Annotated in this window: 18 protein-coding genes and 2 riboswitches; of the genes, 10 read left to right on the top strand and 8 right to left on the bottom strand. The window is 41.4% G+C overall.

Translation table 11 applies throughout. The annotated features are described in order from the left end of the window. Nucleotides 1–22: 22 nt before the first annotated feature. From thiE to tenA, 5 genes are read right to left on the bottom strand one after another with little or no spacing between them, the layout of a single operon-like run. Nucleotides 23–655 carry a thiamine phosphate synthase gene (gene thiE / locus J7E52_RS02820; RefSeq protein ID WP_214743616.1) on the bottom strand — a complete coding sequence of 211 codons (633 nt, stop codon included), beginning with the start codon at nucleotides 653–655 and terminating at the stop codon, nucleotides 23–25. Continuing rightward, the gene (thiM, locus tag J7E52_RS02815; protein WP_214743615.1) at nucleotides 636–1,451 is read right to left on the bottom strand and encodes a hydroxyethylthiazole kinase; all 816 of its coding nucleotides are present in this window, start codon (nucleotides 1,449–1,451) and stop codon (nucleotides 636–638) included. The genes thiE and thiM overlap by 20 nt, the downstream gene beginning before the upstream one ends. Further along, nucleotides 1,448–2,254: a bifunctional hydroxymethylpyrimidine kinase/phosphomethylpyrimidine kinase gene (gene thiD, locus J7E52_RS02810; protein WP_214743614.1), complete on the bottom strand. Its 807-nt coding sequence runs from the start codon at nucleotides 2,252–2,254 to the stop codon at nucleotides 1,448–1,450. Before thiD ends, thiM begins: the two co-directional genes overlap by 4 nt. Further along, nucleotides 2,223–2,744: an energy coupling factor transporter S component ThiW gene (gene thiW, locus J7E52_RS02805; RefSeq protein ID WP_063232144.1), complete on the bottom strand. Its 522-nt coding sequence runs from the start codon at nucleotides 2,742–2,744 to the stop codon at nucleotides 2,223–2,225. The genes thiD and thiW overlap by 32 nt, the downstream gene beginning before the upstream one ends. A gap of 15 nt (nucleotides 2,745–2,759) precedes the next feature. Beyond that, nucleotides 2,760–3,449 carry a thiaminase II gene (gene tenA / locus J7E52_RS02800; RefSeq protein ID WP_214743613.1) on the bottom strand — a complete coding sequence of 230 codons (690 nt, stop codon included), beginning with the start codon at nucleotides 3,447–3,449 and terminating at the stop codon, nucleotides 2,760–2,762. 89 nt (nucleotides 3,450–3,538) lie between these two features. After that, a riboswitch (TPP riboswitch) is annotated at nucleotides 3,539–3,642 on the bottom strand. Nucleotides 3,643–3,800: 158 nt separating this feature from the next. Then, nucleotides 3,801–3,905, top strand: a riboswitch (SAM riboswitch). A 175-nt stretch (nucleotides 3,906–4,080) separates the two neighbouring features. Between tenA and J7E52_RS02795 the strand changes: the two genes are divergently transcribed. Further along, the gene (locus J7E52_RS02795) at nucleotides 4,081–4,269 is read left to right on the top strand and encodes a Fur-regulated basic protein FbpA (protein ID WP_034314291.1); all 189 of its coding nucleotides are present in this window, start codon (nucleotides 4,081–4,083) and stop codon (nucleotides 4,267–4,269) included. Between the two features lie 254 nt (nucleotides 4,270–4,523). Then, nucleotides 4,524–4,718, top strand: a complete 195-nt coding sequence (locus J7E52_RS02790) for an aspartyl-phosphate phosphatase Spo0E family protein (RefSeq protein WP_214743612.1) — start codon at nucleotides 4,524–4,526, stop codon at nucleotides 4,716–4,718. A 68-nt stretch (nucleotides 4,719–4,786) separates the two neighbouring features. On the opposite strand, the gene J7E52_RS02785 is transcribed toward J7E52_RS02790, so the two are convergent. Continuing rightward, entirely contained in the window at nucleotides 4,787–5,293 is a 507-nt protein-coding gene (locus J7E52_RS02785; RefSeq protein WP_214743611.1) for a GNAT family N-acetyltransferase, read from the bottom strand. A 220-nt stretch (nucleotides 5,294–5,513) separates the two neighbouring features. On the opposite strand from J7E52_RS02785, the gene J7E52_RS02780 reads away from it, so the two are divergent. Beyond that, complete coding sequence (locus J7E52_RS02780) at nucleotides 5,514–6,215, top strand: DUF459 domain-containing protein (protein ID WP_214743610.1); 702 nt, start codon at nucleotides 5,514–5,516, stop codon at nucleotides 6,213–6,215. Between the two features lie 50 nt (nucleotides 6,216–6,265). On the opposite strand, the gene J7E52_RS02775 is transcribed toward J7E52_RS02780, so the two are convergent. Beyond that, nucleotides 6,266–8,083 (bottom strand): ABC transporter ATP-binding protein, encoded by a 1,818-nt coding sequence (locus tag J7E52_RS02775; RefSeq protein WP_286197395.1) that lies wholly within the window; start codon nucleotides 8,081–8,083, stop codon nucleotides 6,266–6,268. 216 nt (nucleotides 8,084–8,299) lie between these two features. On the opposite strand from J7E52_RS02775, the gene J7E52_RS02770 reads away from it, so the two are divergent. The 3 genes from J7E52_RS02770 to J7E52_RS02760 all read left to right on the top strand — a co-directional run bounded on the left by J7E52_RS02770 (nucleotide 8,300) and on the right by J7E52_RS02760 (nucleotide 10,070). After that, nucleotides 8,300–8,782, top strand: a complete 483-nt coding sequence (locus J7E52_RS02770) for a DinB family protein (protein WP_214743609.1) — start codon at nucleotides 8,300–8,302, stop codon at nucleotides 8,780–8,782. 74 nt (nucleotides 8,783–8,856) lie between these two features. Continuing rightward, the gene (locus J7E52_RS02765; RefSeq protein WP_396020231.1) at nucleotides 8,857–9,396 is read left to right on the top strand and encodes a M15 family metallopeptidase; all 540 of its coding nucleotides are present in this window, start codon (nucleotides 8,857–8,859) and stop codon (nucleotides 9,394–9,396) included. Between the two features lie 131 nt (nucleotides 9,397–9,527). Further along, complete coding sequence (locus J7E52_RS02760) at nucleotides 9,528–10,070, top strand: acyl-CoA thioesterase (RefSeq protein WP_214743608.1); 543 nt, start codon at nucleotides 9,528–9,530, stop codon at nucleotides 10,068–10,070. Between the two features lie 188 nt (nucleotides 10,071–10,258). On the opposite strand, the gene J7E52_RS02755 is transcribed toward J7E52_RS02760, so the two are convergent. Continuing rightward, nucleotides 10,259–10,894, bottom strand: coding sequence for a Bax inhibitor-1/YccA family protein (locus J7E52_RS02755; protein WP_214743607.1), 636 nt, complete (start codon nucleotides 10,892–10,894; stop codon nucleotides 10,259–10,261). A gap of 493 nt (nucleotides 10,895–11,387) precedes the next feature. On the opposite strand from J7E52_RS02755, the gene J7E52_RS02750 reads away from it, so the two are divergent. Genes J7E52_RS02750 through J7E52_RS02735 form a run of 4 tightly spaced genes read left to right on the top strand, consistent with a single transcriptional unit; the run spans nucleotide 11,388 to nucleotide 15,220 of the window. Next, complete coding sequence (locus J7E52_RS02750; protein WP_214743606.1) at nucleotides 11,388–12,413, top strand: ABC transporter ATP-binding protein; 1,026 nt, start codon at nucleotides 11,388–11,390, stop codon at nucleotides 12,411–12,413. Continuing rightward, complete coding sequence (locus J7E52_RS02745; protein WP_137018949.1) at nucleotides 12,391–13,317, top strand: ABC transporter ATP-binding protein; 927 nt, start codon at nucleotides 12,391–12,393, stop codon at nucleotides 13,315–13,317. The genes J7E52_RS02750 and J7E52_RS02745 overlap by 23 nt, the downstream gene beginning before the upstream one ends. A gap of 15 nt (nucleotides 13,318–13,332) precedes the next feature. Continuing rightward, nucleotides 13,333–14,298: an oligopeptide ABC transporter permease gene (opp4B, locus tag J7E52_RS02740; RefSeq protein WP_214743605.1), complete on the top strand. Its 966-nt coding sequence runs from the start codon at nucleotides 13,333–13,335 to the stop codon at nucleotides 14,296–14,298. Nucleotides 14,299–14,320: 22 nt separating this feature from the next. After that, a complete protein-coding gene (locus tag J7E52_RS02735) occupies nucleotides 14,321–15,220 on the top strand; it encodes an ABC transporter permease (protein WP_396020236.1) in 900 nt (299 codons plus the stop codon). Nucleotides 15,221–15,226: the final 6 nt, after the last annotated feature.

The raw sequence follows: 15,226 nt of genomic DNA, 5'->3' as shown, positions 1-15,226 counted from the left end.
TGTAGTCAGTCCCCTCTTTTCGTTATTTGAAGTCTTTTATTATTTTTAAAAGGGATTCGGAGGCAGTCTTTGGACTATCTGCATTCATGATGGCCGATACGACTGCGGTGCCGGACAGCCCGCTATCAGAAAGGGCGGAAATGTTATCGGCAGTGATACCCCCGATGGCTACGGCGGGAATTGATACGCTGCGGCAAATTTCCTCCAGATCCTCAATTGCCATTAGGGTGGCATCTTGTTTGGTCTTTGTAGGGAAAACGGAACCGACTCCGATATAATCCGCTCCATTTCGTTCGGCTTCGAGAGCTTCTTCAAGAGTGGAGACAGATACACCGACAATCATATCTTCAGGAACCATTTTTTTGACGACAGGCAGTGGAAGGTCATCTTGCCCAATATGAATTCCGTCCGCTGCAACAGCAAGGGCTATATCCACCCGGTCATTGATGATAAGGGGAATGGACAGCTCGTTCAATAACTGTTTTAATGCAGAAGCTTTATTATAAAAGGAGAGGGAGGAATTGTTTTTCTCTCTAAGTTGTACGATCGAGACTCCTCCTGAAACCGATTCTGCAATGATTTTGGTCAATTCTTCTATTGCTATGGACTCTTCAGTAACTAAATACAGGCTTAAATCAATTTGGGAATTCTTCATTTATTTTCACCTCATGCATCCAGATTTCCTTATTAATTCTTGATATTGCATCGATTAACCGTATACGAAACGTTCCTGTTCCTTCATCCTTTTGAAGGTTTGCGGCAGCTAGTTCCCCTGAAATGCTCATGGTTGAGATACCGGCAATTGCCGCAGAATAGAAATCATCGGTGATTCCGGAAAAAGTGCCGATAAGAGCAGTGGACATGCAACCGGTACCTGTAACATTAGTTAATAGGAGGTTCCCGTTATCAATGATGGACGTATGTTTTCCATCGCTGACCGCATCCTTCGCTCCGCTGACCACGACGATACAATTCAATTTCTTTGCCGCTCGAGCAGCCAGCTCTGCATTGCTAACCGCAAGCTCCCCTGAATCCACCCCGCGTGTAACGGTATCCCCGCCCATCAATGAAAGGATCTCACTCGCATTTCCGCGAATGATTTGGAAAGTAACCTTACTTAGGAGCACTTTGACCTGCTCTGTACGATAGGAGGTGGCACCAACTCCCACCGGGTCCAAAATGACCGGGATATCCAGGGCGTTTGCCGTCTTGCCGGCAATCTCCATTGCTTCCAAAGCTTTATCATCGATCGTACCGAAATTCAGGACCAATGCATCTGCTAATTTGACCATATCCGCCACTTCTCTTGGGCTCGATGTCATCACTGGTGAACCACCGATGGCAAGGGTGGCATTTGCACAGTCGTTGACCGTAACAAAGTTGGTGATTTGGTGAACGAGTGGTTTTCTTTCTCTTACCTTCACGAATAAATCGGCTGCAGAAACCTTCATATTAAGTCACTCCGTTCTTTTTTTGAATATGAATGAAAATGATGGACAGGCCCATGACCTTTACCGATTGAAAAACTATTGCGTATCGCCTCAGAAATATAGGTCTTGGCCTGTTCGATCGACTCTTGCAATGGCAGTCCATTTGCCAGGTTTGATGTAATGGCGGATGATAGGGTACAGCCCGTACCATGAGTGTTTTTTGTATGAATGCGCTCTCCCTTGATCCAGTGGAAGTCAGTCCCATCATAAAAAAGATCATTTGGATTGCCTGCTGCATGGCCTCCTTTAAGTAAAACGGCTTTGGGACCCATTTCTTGTATCGAAATGCATGCCCTGTAGAAATCTTGTTTCGTCCGAATCGACAAGCCAGTAAGTACTTCCGCTTCAGGTACATTTGGTGTTACAAGTGTTGCAAGCGGAAGCAAATCCATTTTTAAGGCAGAGACAGCTTTTTCGTCGAGCAAATGGTGGCCGCTTTTGGAAATCATGACTGGGTCAAGGATGACGATGGCAGGCAAGAAGGTTTTAAGGGACGCAGCGACTGTTTCCACGATTTCTTTTGATCCAAGCATGCCTATTTTTACTGCATCGACAGGAATATCTTCAAAGATAGCTGCAATTTGATCCGATATGATAGCTGTTTCAATTGGCTGTACTGACCGGACTTCCATTGTATTTTGTGCGGTTACGGCTGTGATGGCAGACATTCCAAAGACCCCATGTGCAGAAAATGTTTTTAAATCCGCTTGTATTCCAGCACCGCCCCCTGAATCAGAGCCTGCGATGGTTAATGCTGTTTTCATAAAAAAACCCCTTCATATAATTATTTTTTAGAAGTATTTTAAGTAATATGAAAGCTAAAATCGCACCTGCGAATGAACTAAGCATAAAAGCCGGTAAAAAACCAAAAAGAGCGGCTTTTTCTCCCAATAGGAGGATTGCAAGTGGATAACAGGCTAGGGAACCGAGAATGCCTGTCCCGATCACTTCCCCTAAACAAGCGAATTTTAAGCTTTGTGTTTTTCGATAAAGGATGGCAGCCAAAAGTGCACCGATCATGCTGCCGGGAAAGGCGAAAATTGAACCGGTACCAGACATGTTTCTAATGATGGAAACTAAAAAAGCTTGTGTCACAGCATAAGCAGGCCCCAATAGAACGGCAGTCAGGACATTTGCCAGATGCTGAATAGGAAAGACCTTTGCAAATCCTGCAGGGATGAAAATAAATGAACTGGTCAGCGTGGTTATAGCCGTGATCATGGCAGTCAACGTCAGTTTCTTGATAGGATTCATCATCATGTCAACGACCTACAGCGGCCAATCCTGCTCATTTTGAACCATATCCCAGAATAAATATTCATATCGGGAAGTAACCAAAAAGTGCTTTTCTAATCTAAGAAGTTCCTTTTCAGGCATGCCTTCCGTCAATTCTTCCAACAAAGCGATCAGCCATTTGTGTGCTTCCCCGAATTCAGGAGATGAATAGGAACTTATCCAATCTGCGTAGCGATTGTTTTCCAATGCTGCTCCATTTTGTTCTTTTAATAGCAAACCGATTTCATAATAATCCCATGCGCATGGCAGGAGACAGGCAATCAAGTCTGCCAAAGTCCCATGCTGAGCTGCATTTAGCATGTAACCTGTATAGGCTAGAGTGGTTGGAGTAGGTTCCGTGGCTTCCAATTCCTTGGAACTGATCCCGAATTCGGAAGCATAATGCCGGTGGATATCCATTTCCACTTGAAGGGTTTCATTTAAAATACTCGCAAACTTTGCCATGGTTTCGATGTTATGAGCTTTGATGACGCCTAAAGCAAAGAGCTTGGAATAATCCATGAGATAGATATAGTCCTGCTTCAGGTAATAGGCAAATTTCTTTTCAGGAAGCGTGCCGTTTCCAATTGCCTGGACAAAGGGATGTGAATGGTTCCTTTTCCAAATCTCTTTTGCCCGTGCATGAAGTCTATCACTGAATGTTTCTATTTTAGTATTCTCCATTGTTCATCCTCCTTTAGAATGGTTCCCCTCGATAATGAAAAACCCCGTTCCTGAATACGGAACGGGGTAGATGGATATAGTCTGTAAATGGACGATATCATCCACTTCCCTCCGCCGGTATGAGCCGGTTCAGGTTCAAAGGGTCCGGAACTAATTCCATCTCAGTCTTAAAAAGACTCCCCTAGTGGTGTGAATTGTATGTAATTACTGACATCATATCAGAAAGACAAGAAAATGCAACCCGTATTTGAAAGAGGCATCACTTTATGTCCAGGAAAAAAGGGAGAACCAGGTAATTGACTTTTGATGATTATTAGGATAGAATCATTTCTACATCATTTATATATCGAATTCTTATCCAGAGAGGTGGAGGGACTTGGCCCAAAGAAACCTCGGCAGCGGACCCGTTTTGGGAACTGTGCTAAATCCAACAAGCATATGCTTGGAAGATAAGAAGAGCCGTACGGACACTGTCAGCCTCTTCTTGAATTAGAAGGGGCTTTTATTTTTGGAAATAAAGTTTAGTGACATAATAGAAAAGGTATATATAATTTGGTGAAAATCAAACAAGTTGATAAAGTTTAGCTAACTAGAAGCAGGCTCTAGGATGACTAGGAAAGGAGCCATTTACATGGCAGAATTATTTAAGAGGATAGAACAGAGGAAGGCAAAGCTTATTGAAGAGTTATTAGCCAATGGAGTATACAAAACCTCTGATGAAAGGCACCTTTATGATGCCCCATTAAAAGTGCTTGAAGATGAATATAAGATTGTTATAAATAGACCTAATAACGAGTCACCTTCTGAATGGATGACATAGTAAGCGATGGACTATATTTTTGGTTCTGGATAAGGGATATGATGTAAGCATTCGCAGTCAACACTAGTGGATGCTTTTTTTGCGTTTAAGAGAAAATGACACAGAATATTCATAACTAAAGAATAAAATAGGTATTTTGTCACATTTTGCCTCTAAAATAACACATTTAATTTCTGAAAAATAGTTGATTTTAACTAGTAGTTTCATTATGATGAAAGTGTAAAAATATTGAATAAATGGGAGATGGCCATATAATGCCTTACCGTAAGGTTACTATAGAAAAAGTAGAAGAGAAGAGACAGGAAATGATCAAGTTGGCAGCGATTTACGGCTTAACAAGTCTGCTAACTGTTCAAGCCAGTCAAGAATTGGATATGCTATTAAATGCGTTAGCAAGTAAAAGAGATTCTGAATATTTTCCACTCCAAAAAGCATACAGGTATTTTTAAATTAGCCAATTCGGCCTGTATTAAACTGAAAAAGCTACTGCTCAAGGCAATAGCTTTAAAGAATTATATTAAATATCGACACGTTTACCAAGAATGATCAAATCCCGCTCAATGCCATCCAGCTCGGCAACTTGAGGTAAATGTGCCCATTCTTCAAACCCGAATTTGGAAAAAAGCTTAAGACTTGGTATATTGTGGGCGAAAATGAAACCCAATAAAGTCTTAACACCTAATTTTGGACTCAATTCAATGGCCTTTTTAATCGAAATTTGTCCAATTCCTTTTCCCCGGAAATAATCATCAATATAAATGCTGATTTCGGCAGTGGAATTATATGCAGGTCGGCCATAGAAGGATTGAAAGCTCATCCATCCAGCAGTTTTTCCTTCTATAGTAATGATATATAGCGGTCTACTTTCTGAATGATGTTCCTCAAACCATTTAACCCTCGATTGGACGGATACAGGTTCCGTATCAGCTGTGACCATTCTTGAAGCAATTGTCGAATTATATATTTCAACAATTCTGGGTAGATCAGATAGTTCTGCCTCTCTAAACTCTATGTGCTCTTCCATGATTTAAACTCCTAACTATCATTTATTCAATCTCCAGAATGAAGGGTAATCCCGTTTTTTGTTTAAGGGACGGTGAATGACACCCAATCCATTGAAAGTTTTATATTATCATACACTCTTTGCTCTTTATCTGACAATTCTTTTTTTATGTTAAGGCTGCAGATTTTTTGGGTATGTAAAAGATTAAATACTTCTAGTAAAAAAGACAGAGGAGAACTAAATGAAAAAATTGGCAGGTTTATTGATTATAGTACTAGTTATATGTTTTGCTGCATATGAATTTCAGGCCTCGGAGTCGGAAGATGTGCAAAGGGTTATGGCTTTTGGAGATTCGTTAACCTATGGAAAAGGGGATAAGGACGGGGAAGGATATATAGAAGGCCTGGAGGATGAATTGAATAATCCGGAATCGGAACAAAAAGTGAGTTTTTGGAATTACGGCATAAAAGGCCAGGAAACGGATGGGGTGATGAAACAGCTTGATGATTACCGCATTAAAACGAAACTTGATGAAGCCGATACTTTCATCGTTTATATTGGAACGAATGACTTGATCAATAGTAATGGAGGGGACTTGGAGAAAATAAGTGACCGAAAAATCAATGAGGGTAAACGGGAGTATATCAGCCATCTGAAAAAGATCACGTCCACACTGATAAAGGCAAACGATAAAGCGGATATTCTGGTAGTGGGACTATATAACCCAATTAAAGACAAACAAAAACTTGAAAAGCACATTCGCGATTATAACCAGTCAATAAAGGAAATAGCGGATAAAGATAAAAGGATGTTATTCATTCCTACGAATGATCTTTTTGAAGATAAAAAGAAAACAGAGTATTTCAGTGATAAATTACATCCGAATGAAAAAGGGTATCAGCTCATAGCGAATCGGGTTTTGGAAAGTTATGATTTCAAATGAAAGCAAAAATGCACAGGAAGGCCTTCTGTGCATTTTTGCCTGCTAAGCCGCTAGGAATTTGATATCGCTTTTAGTTGAGGGAACTGTAAGTCATGGAGCTGCTTGTATCTGCCGTTGTTTTGCAATAACTGTTCATGTGTTCCTTTTTCATGAACCTGCCCTTTTTCCAGAACGATAATTTGATCGGCATCATGAATGGTCGATAAACGGTGTGCAATGACTATTGAAGTCCGGTTTATCAATAAACGTGACAATGCTTCCTGGATCAAATGTTCGGATTCTGTATCCAAGGCCGCCGTTGCTTCATCGAGAATGATGATTTGCGGATTTTTCAAAAGTGCCCTGGCAATGGCAATGCGCTGTTTTTGACCGCCCGAAAGCTTGACTCCGCGCTCTCCAATTTGAGAATCATAACCATCAGGAAAGGAACTGATAAAGTCATGCGCATTTGCCGCTTTGGCGGATTCGATGATTTCATCATCTGTAGCATCAAGTTTGCCATACACGATGTTATCCCGGATTGAACCGTTGAATAAAATGATATCCTGGGAGACGATTCCCATTTGTCCCCGTAATGATTTCAACGAGACATCTTTGATATCATGGCCATCCATTTTAATTGTTCCATCTTGCGGATCATAAAATCGGATCAAAAGGCTTGTGATGGTCGATTTTCCTGCACCAGAGGAGCCGACCAGTGCGGTTACTTGACCGGCTTTCATGGTCAGGTTTAAATTGCTGAGTACAGGAACACTCTCATCATAAGCAAAATCAACACATTGAAATTCTATTTTCTTTTTTATGGAAGGGAGTTCAATGGCATTTTCCTTGTCACTTATTTCAGGTCGTGTTTCCAATATTTCAGTAATCCGCTCAAAGGCGGCGGCTGATTGCTGGACAATGCTGATGACCCGGCTAAAATTGCGAACGGGACTCTGCAGTAACCTCAAATAGGCGAGGAAGGCCACGATTAATCCTATTGTGAATTCACCCTCCATCACTTGCCAAGCACCGAACACAATGACTGCTACAAGACCGATATTGTTCAATAAATCAATAATCGGACCGAACATGGAACGTAGCCGAACGGACTTAATGTTTGCAGCCATATTTTCCTGATTACGCTCGGCAAACCGCCTTGATTCGAATTCTTCATTTGTAAAAGATTGAATGAGCCGCATTCCTGAAATGGAATCCTGTAACTGGTTGCTGACATCTCCTGCGGAACTTTGCACAGATCTAAATGACATCCTGATGCGTTTCCCGAATACCCTTGTGATATAGAACATGAACGGGAAAGTAAACAGAAGGACAATGGTCAGCTTCCAGTTAATGAAAAGCATATATACCGCCACGGCAATGAAAGTCACCGTGTCTGTCAAGACTTGAAGCATGCTCGAAGAGATGAGCTGCTGCAGTAGATTGACATCATTGGTCAACCGGGACATTAAGTCACCGGTACGGTTTTTGTCGAAGAATTTCATATCCAATGTTTGAATATGGTCATACATGCTATTCCGTATATCCATTATAGCCTTTTGACCGACCTTGGAAACGATATAGCTATTAAAGTAGTTCAGTAAAGCCAATAAGATGGCAGCACAAAGAATTCCTGCGCCAATCCAGATTAACAAATCATATCTTTTTTCGGGAATGACTTTATCAATCGTAAACTGCGTCAACTGTGGAATGGAGAACTCAAGCAATGAAATGAAAAGCATAATACATAAAATCAAAGTGCAAAACTTCCATTTGGCTGGTACCCGATTGAACATTTGTTTGAGCATCAACCATATGCTTCCTTTTGAGGGTATTGCATGCATGGCACTGCGGCCTTTGTGGCTGAATGGAATATGTCCTCCACTCATAGCGATCACTCCTATTTAGACTATCCATGATGAATTTTTTTGAAAGTCATTTGAATTAGGCGAATTTTACCTTAATGACTATCATAGAGCTTTTCAAAAAATAGACAACTTTTAATCGGTTCTTTTCTGCCAAAAAGTAATATTATTTTACACTTTCCTATAGGACATGGAATAATTAAAGGAGATTAGCGAGGCTTATAAGAGGAGATGCTAAAAATGAATGAAAATGAAAAAATCAGGGAAGAGCTTTTAAATGCGGTCAACGGACTATCGGATGAGCAGCTGAACGCACATCCTGAAACAGGACGATGGAGCATCACCCAGGTATTGGATCATTTATATTTAATGGAACGGGCCATAACAAAGAGCATTTCCGATAAATTGGAAAGCGACGATAGCATTCCTGCTGTGGATAAACCGATCGAGCTTACTTTAAATCGTGAAGTGAAGGTCCAGGCCCCGCCATTTGTCATTCCGTCAGAATCATACCAAACTTTGAGTGAGGTTAAGGAAAAATTGTCCGAATCCCGAAAAGCTTTTGTACAGGTCGTTGACCATGCAAAGGAAAGTGATCTCGAACAAAAGTCTTTTCCACACCCTTTGTTTAAAGATTTAAGCTTGAAGCAATGGATCCCGTTCGTGGGACTACATGAAAAACGGCATTTATTGCAAATTGAAGAATTGAAAGCAAAGTTATAATAGAAGAAAAACTCATCCGTCTTTGGTTGAGTTTTTCACTTTCAGACAGTTATTCGTAAAGGAAGGATTTTTCAGTGAAAGCCACTTGGGTAAGGACATGTTTGGTATTGGGCTTTTTTGGATTGTTGCTTGGGCTCTTGTTCAAGTATATGCTTCCTCCTGATCTAGATGAAATCGAACTGACTGACGAGCTGAATCCGATCGTCGCCGAAAAAAAAGACGAGCTCATTCAACTGGCTAATGACAAAGGCATTCCGATTATCATTACGGCGGGGTTCCGGTCTTTAGCCGAGCAAAATGAACTCTATGAAAAGGGCCGATCAGACTCGGGCAACATAGTAACGAATGCAAGAGGCGGCGAGTCGCTGCATAATTTCGGTTTGGCGATAGATTTTGCCCTCCTTAACAAACAAGGCGAGGCCATTTGGGATATGAGTTATGACGGCAACGATAATGGAAAGTCGGATTGGATGGAAGTCGTAACCATCGCAAAAGGGTTAGGTTTCGATTGGGGAGGGGATTGGGCAGGGTTCAAGGATTATCCGCATTTACAAATGACATTTGGCTTGAGCCTGCGTGAGCTGCAGCAAGGCAAGCAACCAAAAGGGCAGTGAAAGTGGTTGGCTTCATTATCAGCCGCATAATTTTGACTAAAAGCAGGAAAATAAGCATGTGAATTGCTTTACAGGTAAGAATTCGATAAAGTGGACTAGTGAGAAATCAGACATAAAGGAGTGCAGTCACCATGGAAGAAACAAAGCATTGCCGGGACTCTTTGGTCATAAAAACAAGCCTTGTCCTCCCGCCGGATACAAATAATATTGGTACGATGTTCGGAGGCAAATTAATGGCATACATTGATGATGTAGCGGCTATATCTGCCATGCGTCATGCGCGAAGCAACGTCGTTACGGCATCAACTGATTCTGTCGATTTCCTGCACCCTATTCACGAAGGAAATGCAGTTTGCCTTGAAAGCTTCGTGACTTATACGGGCAGAACATCAATGGAAATCATCGTAAAGGTGATTGCAGAGGATTTAGTTACAGGAGATCGGAATTTATGCGTCATTTCCTTCTTGACATTTGTTGCCATTAATGAAGAAGGTAAACCAATTCCGGTTCCGCGTTTGGTTCCTGAAACAGAGATGGAAATGAATTTAAATGAATCAGCAAAACAACGGGCCCAAATAAGGAAAAAAAGAAGGGAAGATACACAGTACATTGCAAGTACTTTCGGTGTGAAACTGCCATGGACCGATCAATCAAATCCAGGATTATATAAATAAGATACGGATCCCTTCAGCCGTTCTTATTAATGATTGAGACCAAATTCATTGTGATTTGGTCTTTTATTAATCGCCAGGGGTTTTGGGGAAATATCTTACAGCCTATCCGTATGGGAAAGAAACGTGAAAAGACGCTTGGATAAGTCCAAGCGTCTTTTTCTATTGTTTGGTTTGATTCTATCAGCCTTTTAGTCATCGCTTGCTAAAATACCAAAGAAGCGCAAGATGTTAATGAATAGGTTAATGAAATCAAGATATAGATTCAAGGCCATGAGCGGTACTTCTTCGGCTGTTACCCCGTAATGCTTCATTCGATTGAAATCATATAAAATATAACCACTGAAAACTAAAATCCCGATAAAGGAAAAGACCAGCATGGCTGTAGAGCTTAATGGAGAGAAAATGTTGAAAATGCTAATGACCACTAAAGCTAGCAAGGCCGCAAATAACATTCCTCCCAAGAAGGAAAGGTCCCTTTTGGTGGTTGTGGCATAAACCGCCAGTCCTCCAAATACGACAGTCGTCGTAACACCTGCCAGGATCACCACATTTGCTCCTGCGGCAGCTAGGTAGTGTGCGATGATCGGATAGGTCGTAATTCCAGAAATCAACGTGAAACTATACAAAAATGTGTATCCAATGGCTTTTTTCCTCCGCAATATGAATGCTCCAATCAACATGGCGATCTCAAGTATCGCTAAGGGAAGAAACAACGATGGCGGAACAAGAGTGCCGAGAGCCATCCCTAAAACGGAAACGGCAAGTGATAAAGCGAACGTCCGCATGACGGACGGCATATATGTTTGTACAGTCTGTGAATACATTCCATCACCTCATCATTTATTTTCTACCGTTTTCTACGAATCTGTTTTAAAAAGGTTTCATTGCAATACATGAAAATTTGGTGTTTTTTTTAAAGTATTGAAATATATATGAAGTAATTACCTTTTTTATGATATTCTTACAAATATACTAATTTTTCTGAAATATTAAAATATTTCAAACAGAACCATCCCGCGGTACGTAAAACGACAAGGTCAATAAATAGGCATGAACTTTAAAATAGTTATCTCGAAATAACAAATTTTAAATTATTGATTCCATATATTTAATCGGACTTCAAAACTTTACTGTATAACAGTTATAAAGGAAACGATTTTTTATTTCAGAAAATTATTCCTAAAGTTATAAAATTTGAAAAAAATGTGATTATTTTCTATAAAAACTATTGTATAAATGTAAAAAATTGATTAAAATTTTAAATAATTATCAGAAGATTAATTATTTTCCCGATAAAATAGTTTAGGGGGAGCAAGGATGAAGAAAGCTATTTTACAAATAGAGAACCTAACTACCTCATTTCGAATCGGTAACAAATATCATGCAGCGGTGGATGATGTTTCGTTTACTGTGAATGAAAATGAAATTGTAGCAGTTGTTGGAGAATCAGGTTGTGGAAAGAGTGCCTTGGCCTTATCTATCATGCAATTACATAATAAGCAGAGAACTAAATCCGAAGGAAACATCAATTATAAAGGTCAAAATCTACTAAAGTTGAATGATGTGCAAATGAATAAAGTCCGTGGAAAGGAATTGGGTATGATATTCCAGGAACCTTTAACGGCTTTGAACCCGCTCATGACCATCGGAAAACAAATCGAGGAGAATCTTGATTATCATACTGAACTCTCGAGTGCTGAAAAAAAGAACAGAACGATCGAACTTTTAACACAAGTGGGAATTCCATATCCTGAACGGACGTACAAGCAATATCCGCATGAGCTCTCGGGCGGAATGCGGCAAAGGGCAATGATATCGATTGCCATTGCTTGCAACCCTGCACTGGTCATTGCCGATGAACCCACGACGGCACTGGATGTTACGATTCAAGCACAGATACTTGATCTGCTGAAGGATATCCAAAGCAGGACAAAAATGGGGATCATCTTAATTACACATGATCTTAGTGTCGTAGCAGAGGTCGCTGACAGGATCGTTGTCATGTATGCAGGTCAGGTAGTGGAAACGGGAAGTGTTAAAGAGATATTCAACAATCCGCTGCATCCATATACGAGGTCGTTATTAAATTCGATACCTTCGGCTGCAAACGAGAAAAACCGTTTGCATGTTATCGAAGGAATCGTTCCATCGATAGCGAAAATGGATCGGATAGGATGTCGCTTCCAAGATAGGATTCCTTGGATACCTAAACATGCGCATGAAGAGACGCCCCGACTTCACGAAGTGGGCAACGATCATTTTGTGCGCTGTACCTGCCATAAAGAATTTTATTTTCAAGCTGAAGGAGATGCATCGGCCCATGACATTACTCAAATTAGATAATCTGAAAGTGCATTTTCCAATAAGGGGCGGTTTTTTCAGAAGGGTGGTTGATCACGTAAAGGCCGTGGACGGTGTTTCCTTTGAGTTGCAGCAAGGGGAAACATATGGTTTAGTCGGGGAATCCGGAAGCGGCAAGTCCACGACAGGCAAGGCAGTGGTCAAGCTGAATGATGTCACATCCGGACAAATCCTGTTTGAAGGCAGGGATTTAGCATCTTTAAGTAGAAAAGAAATTAAACCATTTAGAAAAGATATCCAAATGATTTTCCAAGACCCGTATTCATCATTGAATCCCAAGAAGAGGGTACTGGACATCATTGCCGAACCGCTGAGGAACTTCGAACGGTTATCCCCTTCAGAGGAAAAGAAAATCGTCCAGGACTTCTTGGACAAAGTCGGACTCAGTCCGGAGTCGATTCACAAGTATCCTCATGAATTTTCAGGGGGGCAGCGCCAGCGGATTGGGATTGCCAGATCTTTGACATTGAAACCTAAACTGATCATTGCGGATGAACCGGTGTCAGCACTGGATGTTTCCGTTCAGGCACAGGTATTGAATTTTCTTCAGGATCTCCAACAGGAGTTCAATTTGACTTATTTATTTGTCGGTCATGACTTAGGTGTAATCCGGCATATGTGTGACCGGATGGGCGTTATGTATCGCGGTAGATTGGTAGAGGAAGGCAAAAGCGAGGAAATCTATGAAAATCCCCAACATATATACACGAAGCGCCTGATTGCCGCCATTCCGGATTTAGAGCCGGAAGTTCGCGAAGATAAAGTGCAGCTTAGAAAAAAACTCACCTCGGAATATGAGTCTACCTACTCAAAATATTTCGATGAGAATGGACGTGCTTACGATTTGAAGCCAATCTCATCGACACATAGAGTCGCATTACAATAAGGAGGTGGAAGGAATATGTGGAAGTTTATCCTAAGACGTTTATTAGTTATGATCCCGCAGCTCTTTTTATTGAGCATCATCGTTTTCATGATGGCAAAAGCAATGCCGGGAGATGCACTGTCAGGTCAGGAAATCAACCCTAGGGCCAATCCAGCCGAGCTTGATAGGATCAGGGAAGAACTGGGCTTGAATGACCCTTGGTACCAACAATATTTAAGGTGGGCATCCAATGCAGTACAGGGCGATTTCGGTATTTCCTATACACATAAGACGCCCGTCATGGATGTTATCGAAGACAGGCTTTGGAACACGGTGTTCCTGGCGTTGGTCACGCTGATCTTTACATATATGCTTGCGATTCCATTAGGCATACTTAGCGGAAGGTATAACGATACCTGGGTGGATAAAACCGTTACGGGTTATAGCTATGTAGGGTTTGGCACGCCGATTTTCATTTTTGCTTTAATCATGTTATTCGTTTTCGGATTTGCCCTGGATTGGTTCCCGTCTGGCGGCAGTGTCGATTCAAAAGTGGATGAAGGAACATTTGCCTATGTTGTAAGCAAAATCAATCATTTGATTTTACCAGCTTTAAGTACAGCTTTAATTGCAACAACAAGTACGATCCAATATTTGCGAAATGAAATCATCGATAATAAAATCAAGGATTTCGTAAGGACTGCGCGTTCAAAGGGAGTGCCTGAATCAAAAGTATATTCACGGCATATCCTGAGAAATTCCTTTTTACCGATAGCAGCATTCTTAGGTTATGAAATTACCGGATTGATCGGCGGCGCGGTCATAATCGAGACCATTTTCAGTTATCCGGGACTTGGGCAGCTTTTCCTTAGTTCAGTCAGTCTGCGGGATTTCAGTGTTGTCACGGCCATCGTCATGATGACGGGATTTGCCACTCTGCTTGGCACTCTTCTTTCGGACATCATACTTAGTGCGGTCGATCCGCGCATACGGATAGAATAGGAGCGGGGTGAGTCGTATGGAAATGAAAGTAGAAACCGGAAAGAACATACAAGTTAAAGATGTGAGCCCTTCAGGAATCAAAATCATCTGGCAGGAAATCAAGAAAGACAAGCTTGCCATGGGCTCGTTGATTATATTGGCAGCCATATTACTTTTTGTTTACGGTGCGTCTTTCTTCATGGATGCCAAGGAAATAGCCAAGGTCGATTTTCTCTCCATTTATATGGAACCATCTTCAGACTATTGGCTTGGAACCGATTATGGCGGCCGGGACGTATTCGGACAACTGATAATAGGTACCAGAAATTCATTCACGATCAGTTTATTCATTACATTATTCACGGCTATCATCGGTTTATCATTAGGGCTTCTGGCTGGCTACTTTGGCGGGGCAACCGATAATGTGATCATGCGCGTTATCGATTTCGTGATTGCCCTGCCGCAATTGATGTTCATCATCGTTGTAGTCACGATTGTACCGATCTTCAATGTATATGTTTTCATTTTAATCATGACGATGTTTTTATGGACAGGAAAGGCCCGGCTGATTCGTTCAAAGGCTTTGTCAGAGCGTGAGCTGGATTATATCCACGCCTCACAGACACTCGGGACGCCACATTGGAAAATCATCCTGTTTCAGCTTCTGCCCAATGTCAGTTCCCTGATCATCGTTAACTTCATTTTGAACCTTGCTGGCAATATTGGCTTAGAATCCAGTTTGACTTTCTTAGGGTTCGGTCTTCCGGAGAGCACACCGAGTTTAGGTACGCTCATCAGTTATGCTCGTAATCCAGATGTTCTGGAAAACAAGTGGTGGATATGGGTACCCGCATCACTCATGATTTTGGTGTTGATGCTGAGTATAAATTTCGTTGGTCAAGCGTTAAAACGCGCAGCCGATGCAAGACAAAGAAGAGCATAAAAAAAG

It is taken from the genome of Bacillus sp. ISL-34, from assembly GCF_018613325.1.
Lineage (GTDB): Bacteria > Bacillota > Bacilli > Bacillales > DSM-1321 > Peribacillus.
Note: the sequence above shows the minus strand (reverse complement) of the source record. Positions and strands in the feature narration are given on the sequence as shown.

Coding starts and splice junctions, on each gene's coding strand:
- thiM (WP_214743615.1), bottom strand. CDS start 1,451: ATGAAGGTTTCTGCAGCCGATTTATTCGTGAAGGTAAGAGAAAGAAAA.
- J7E52_RS02795 (WP_034314291.1), top strand. CDS start 4,081: ATGGCAGAATTATTTAAGAGGATAGAACAGAGGAAGGCAAAGCTTATT.
- thiE (WP_214743616.1), bottom strand. CDS start 655: ATGAAGAATTCCCAAATTGATTTAAGCCTGTATTTAGTTACTGAAGAG.
- thiW (WP_063232144.1), bottom strand. CDS start 2,744: ATGAATCCTATCAAGAAACTGACGTTGACTGCCATGATCACGGCTATA.
- J7E52_RS02750 (WP_214743606.1), top strand. CDS start 11,388: ATGAAGAAAGCTATTTTACAAATAGAGAACCTAACTACCTCATTTCGA.
- thiD (WP_214743614.1), bottom strand. CDS start 2,254: ATGAAAACAGCATTAACCATCGCAGGCTCTGATTCAGGGGGCGGTGCT.
- J7E52_RS02780 (WP_214743610.1), top strand. CDS start 5,514: ATGAAAAAATTGGCAGGTTTATTGATTATAGTACTAGTTATATGTTTT.
- J7E52_RS02770 (WP_214743609.1), top strand. CDS start 8,300: ATGAATGAAAATGAAAAAATCAGGGAAGAGCTTTTAAATGCGGTCAAC.
- J7E52_RS02790 (WP_214743612.1), top strand. CDS start 4,524: ATGCCTTACCGTAAGGTTACTATAGAAAAAGTAGAAGAGAAGAGACAG.
- J7E52_RS02760 (WP_214743608.1), top strand. CDS start 9,528: ATGGAAGAAACAAAGCATTGCCGGGACTCTTTGGTCATAAAAACAAGC.
- J7E52_RS02735 (WP_396020236.1), top strand. CDS start 14,321: ATGAAAGTAGAAACCGGAAAGAACATACAAGTTAAAGATGTGAGCCCT.
- tenA (WP_214743613.1), bottom strand. CDS start 3,449: ATGGAGAATACTAAAATAGAAACATTCAGTGATAGACTTCATGCACGG.
- J7E52_RS02775 (WP_286197395.1), bottom strand. CDS start 8,083: ATGAGTGGAGGACATATTCCATTCAGCCACAAAGGCCGCAGTGCCATG.
- J7E52_RS02785 (WP_214743611.1), bottom strand. CDS start 5,293: ATGGAAGAGCACATAGAGTTTAGAGAGGCAGAACTATCTGATCTACCC.
- J7E52_RS02755 (WP_214743607.1), bottom strand. CDS start 10,894: ATGTATTCACAGACTGTACAAACATATATGCCGTCCGTCATGCGGACG.
- J7E52_RS02745 (WP_137018949.1), top strand. CDS start 12,391: ATGACATTACTCAAATTAGATAATCTGAAAGTGCATTTTCCAATAAGG.
- opp4B (WP_214743605.1), top strand. CDS start 13,333: ATGTGGAAGTTTATCCTAAGACGTTTATTAGTTATGATCCCGCAGCTC.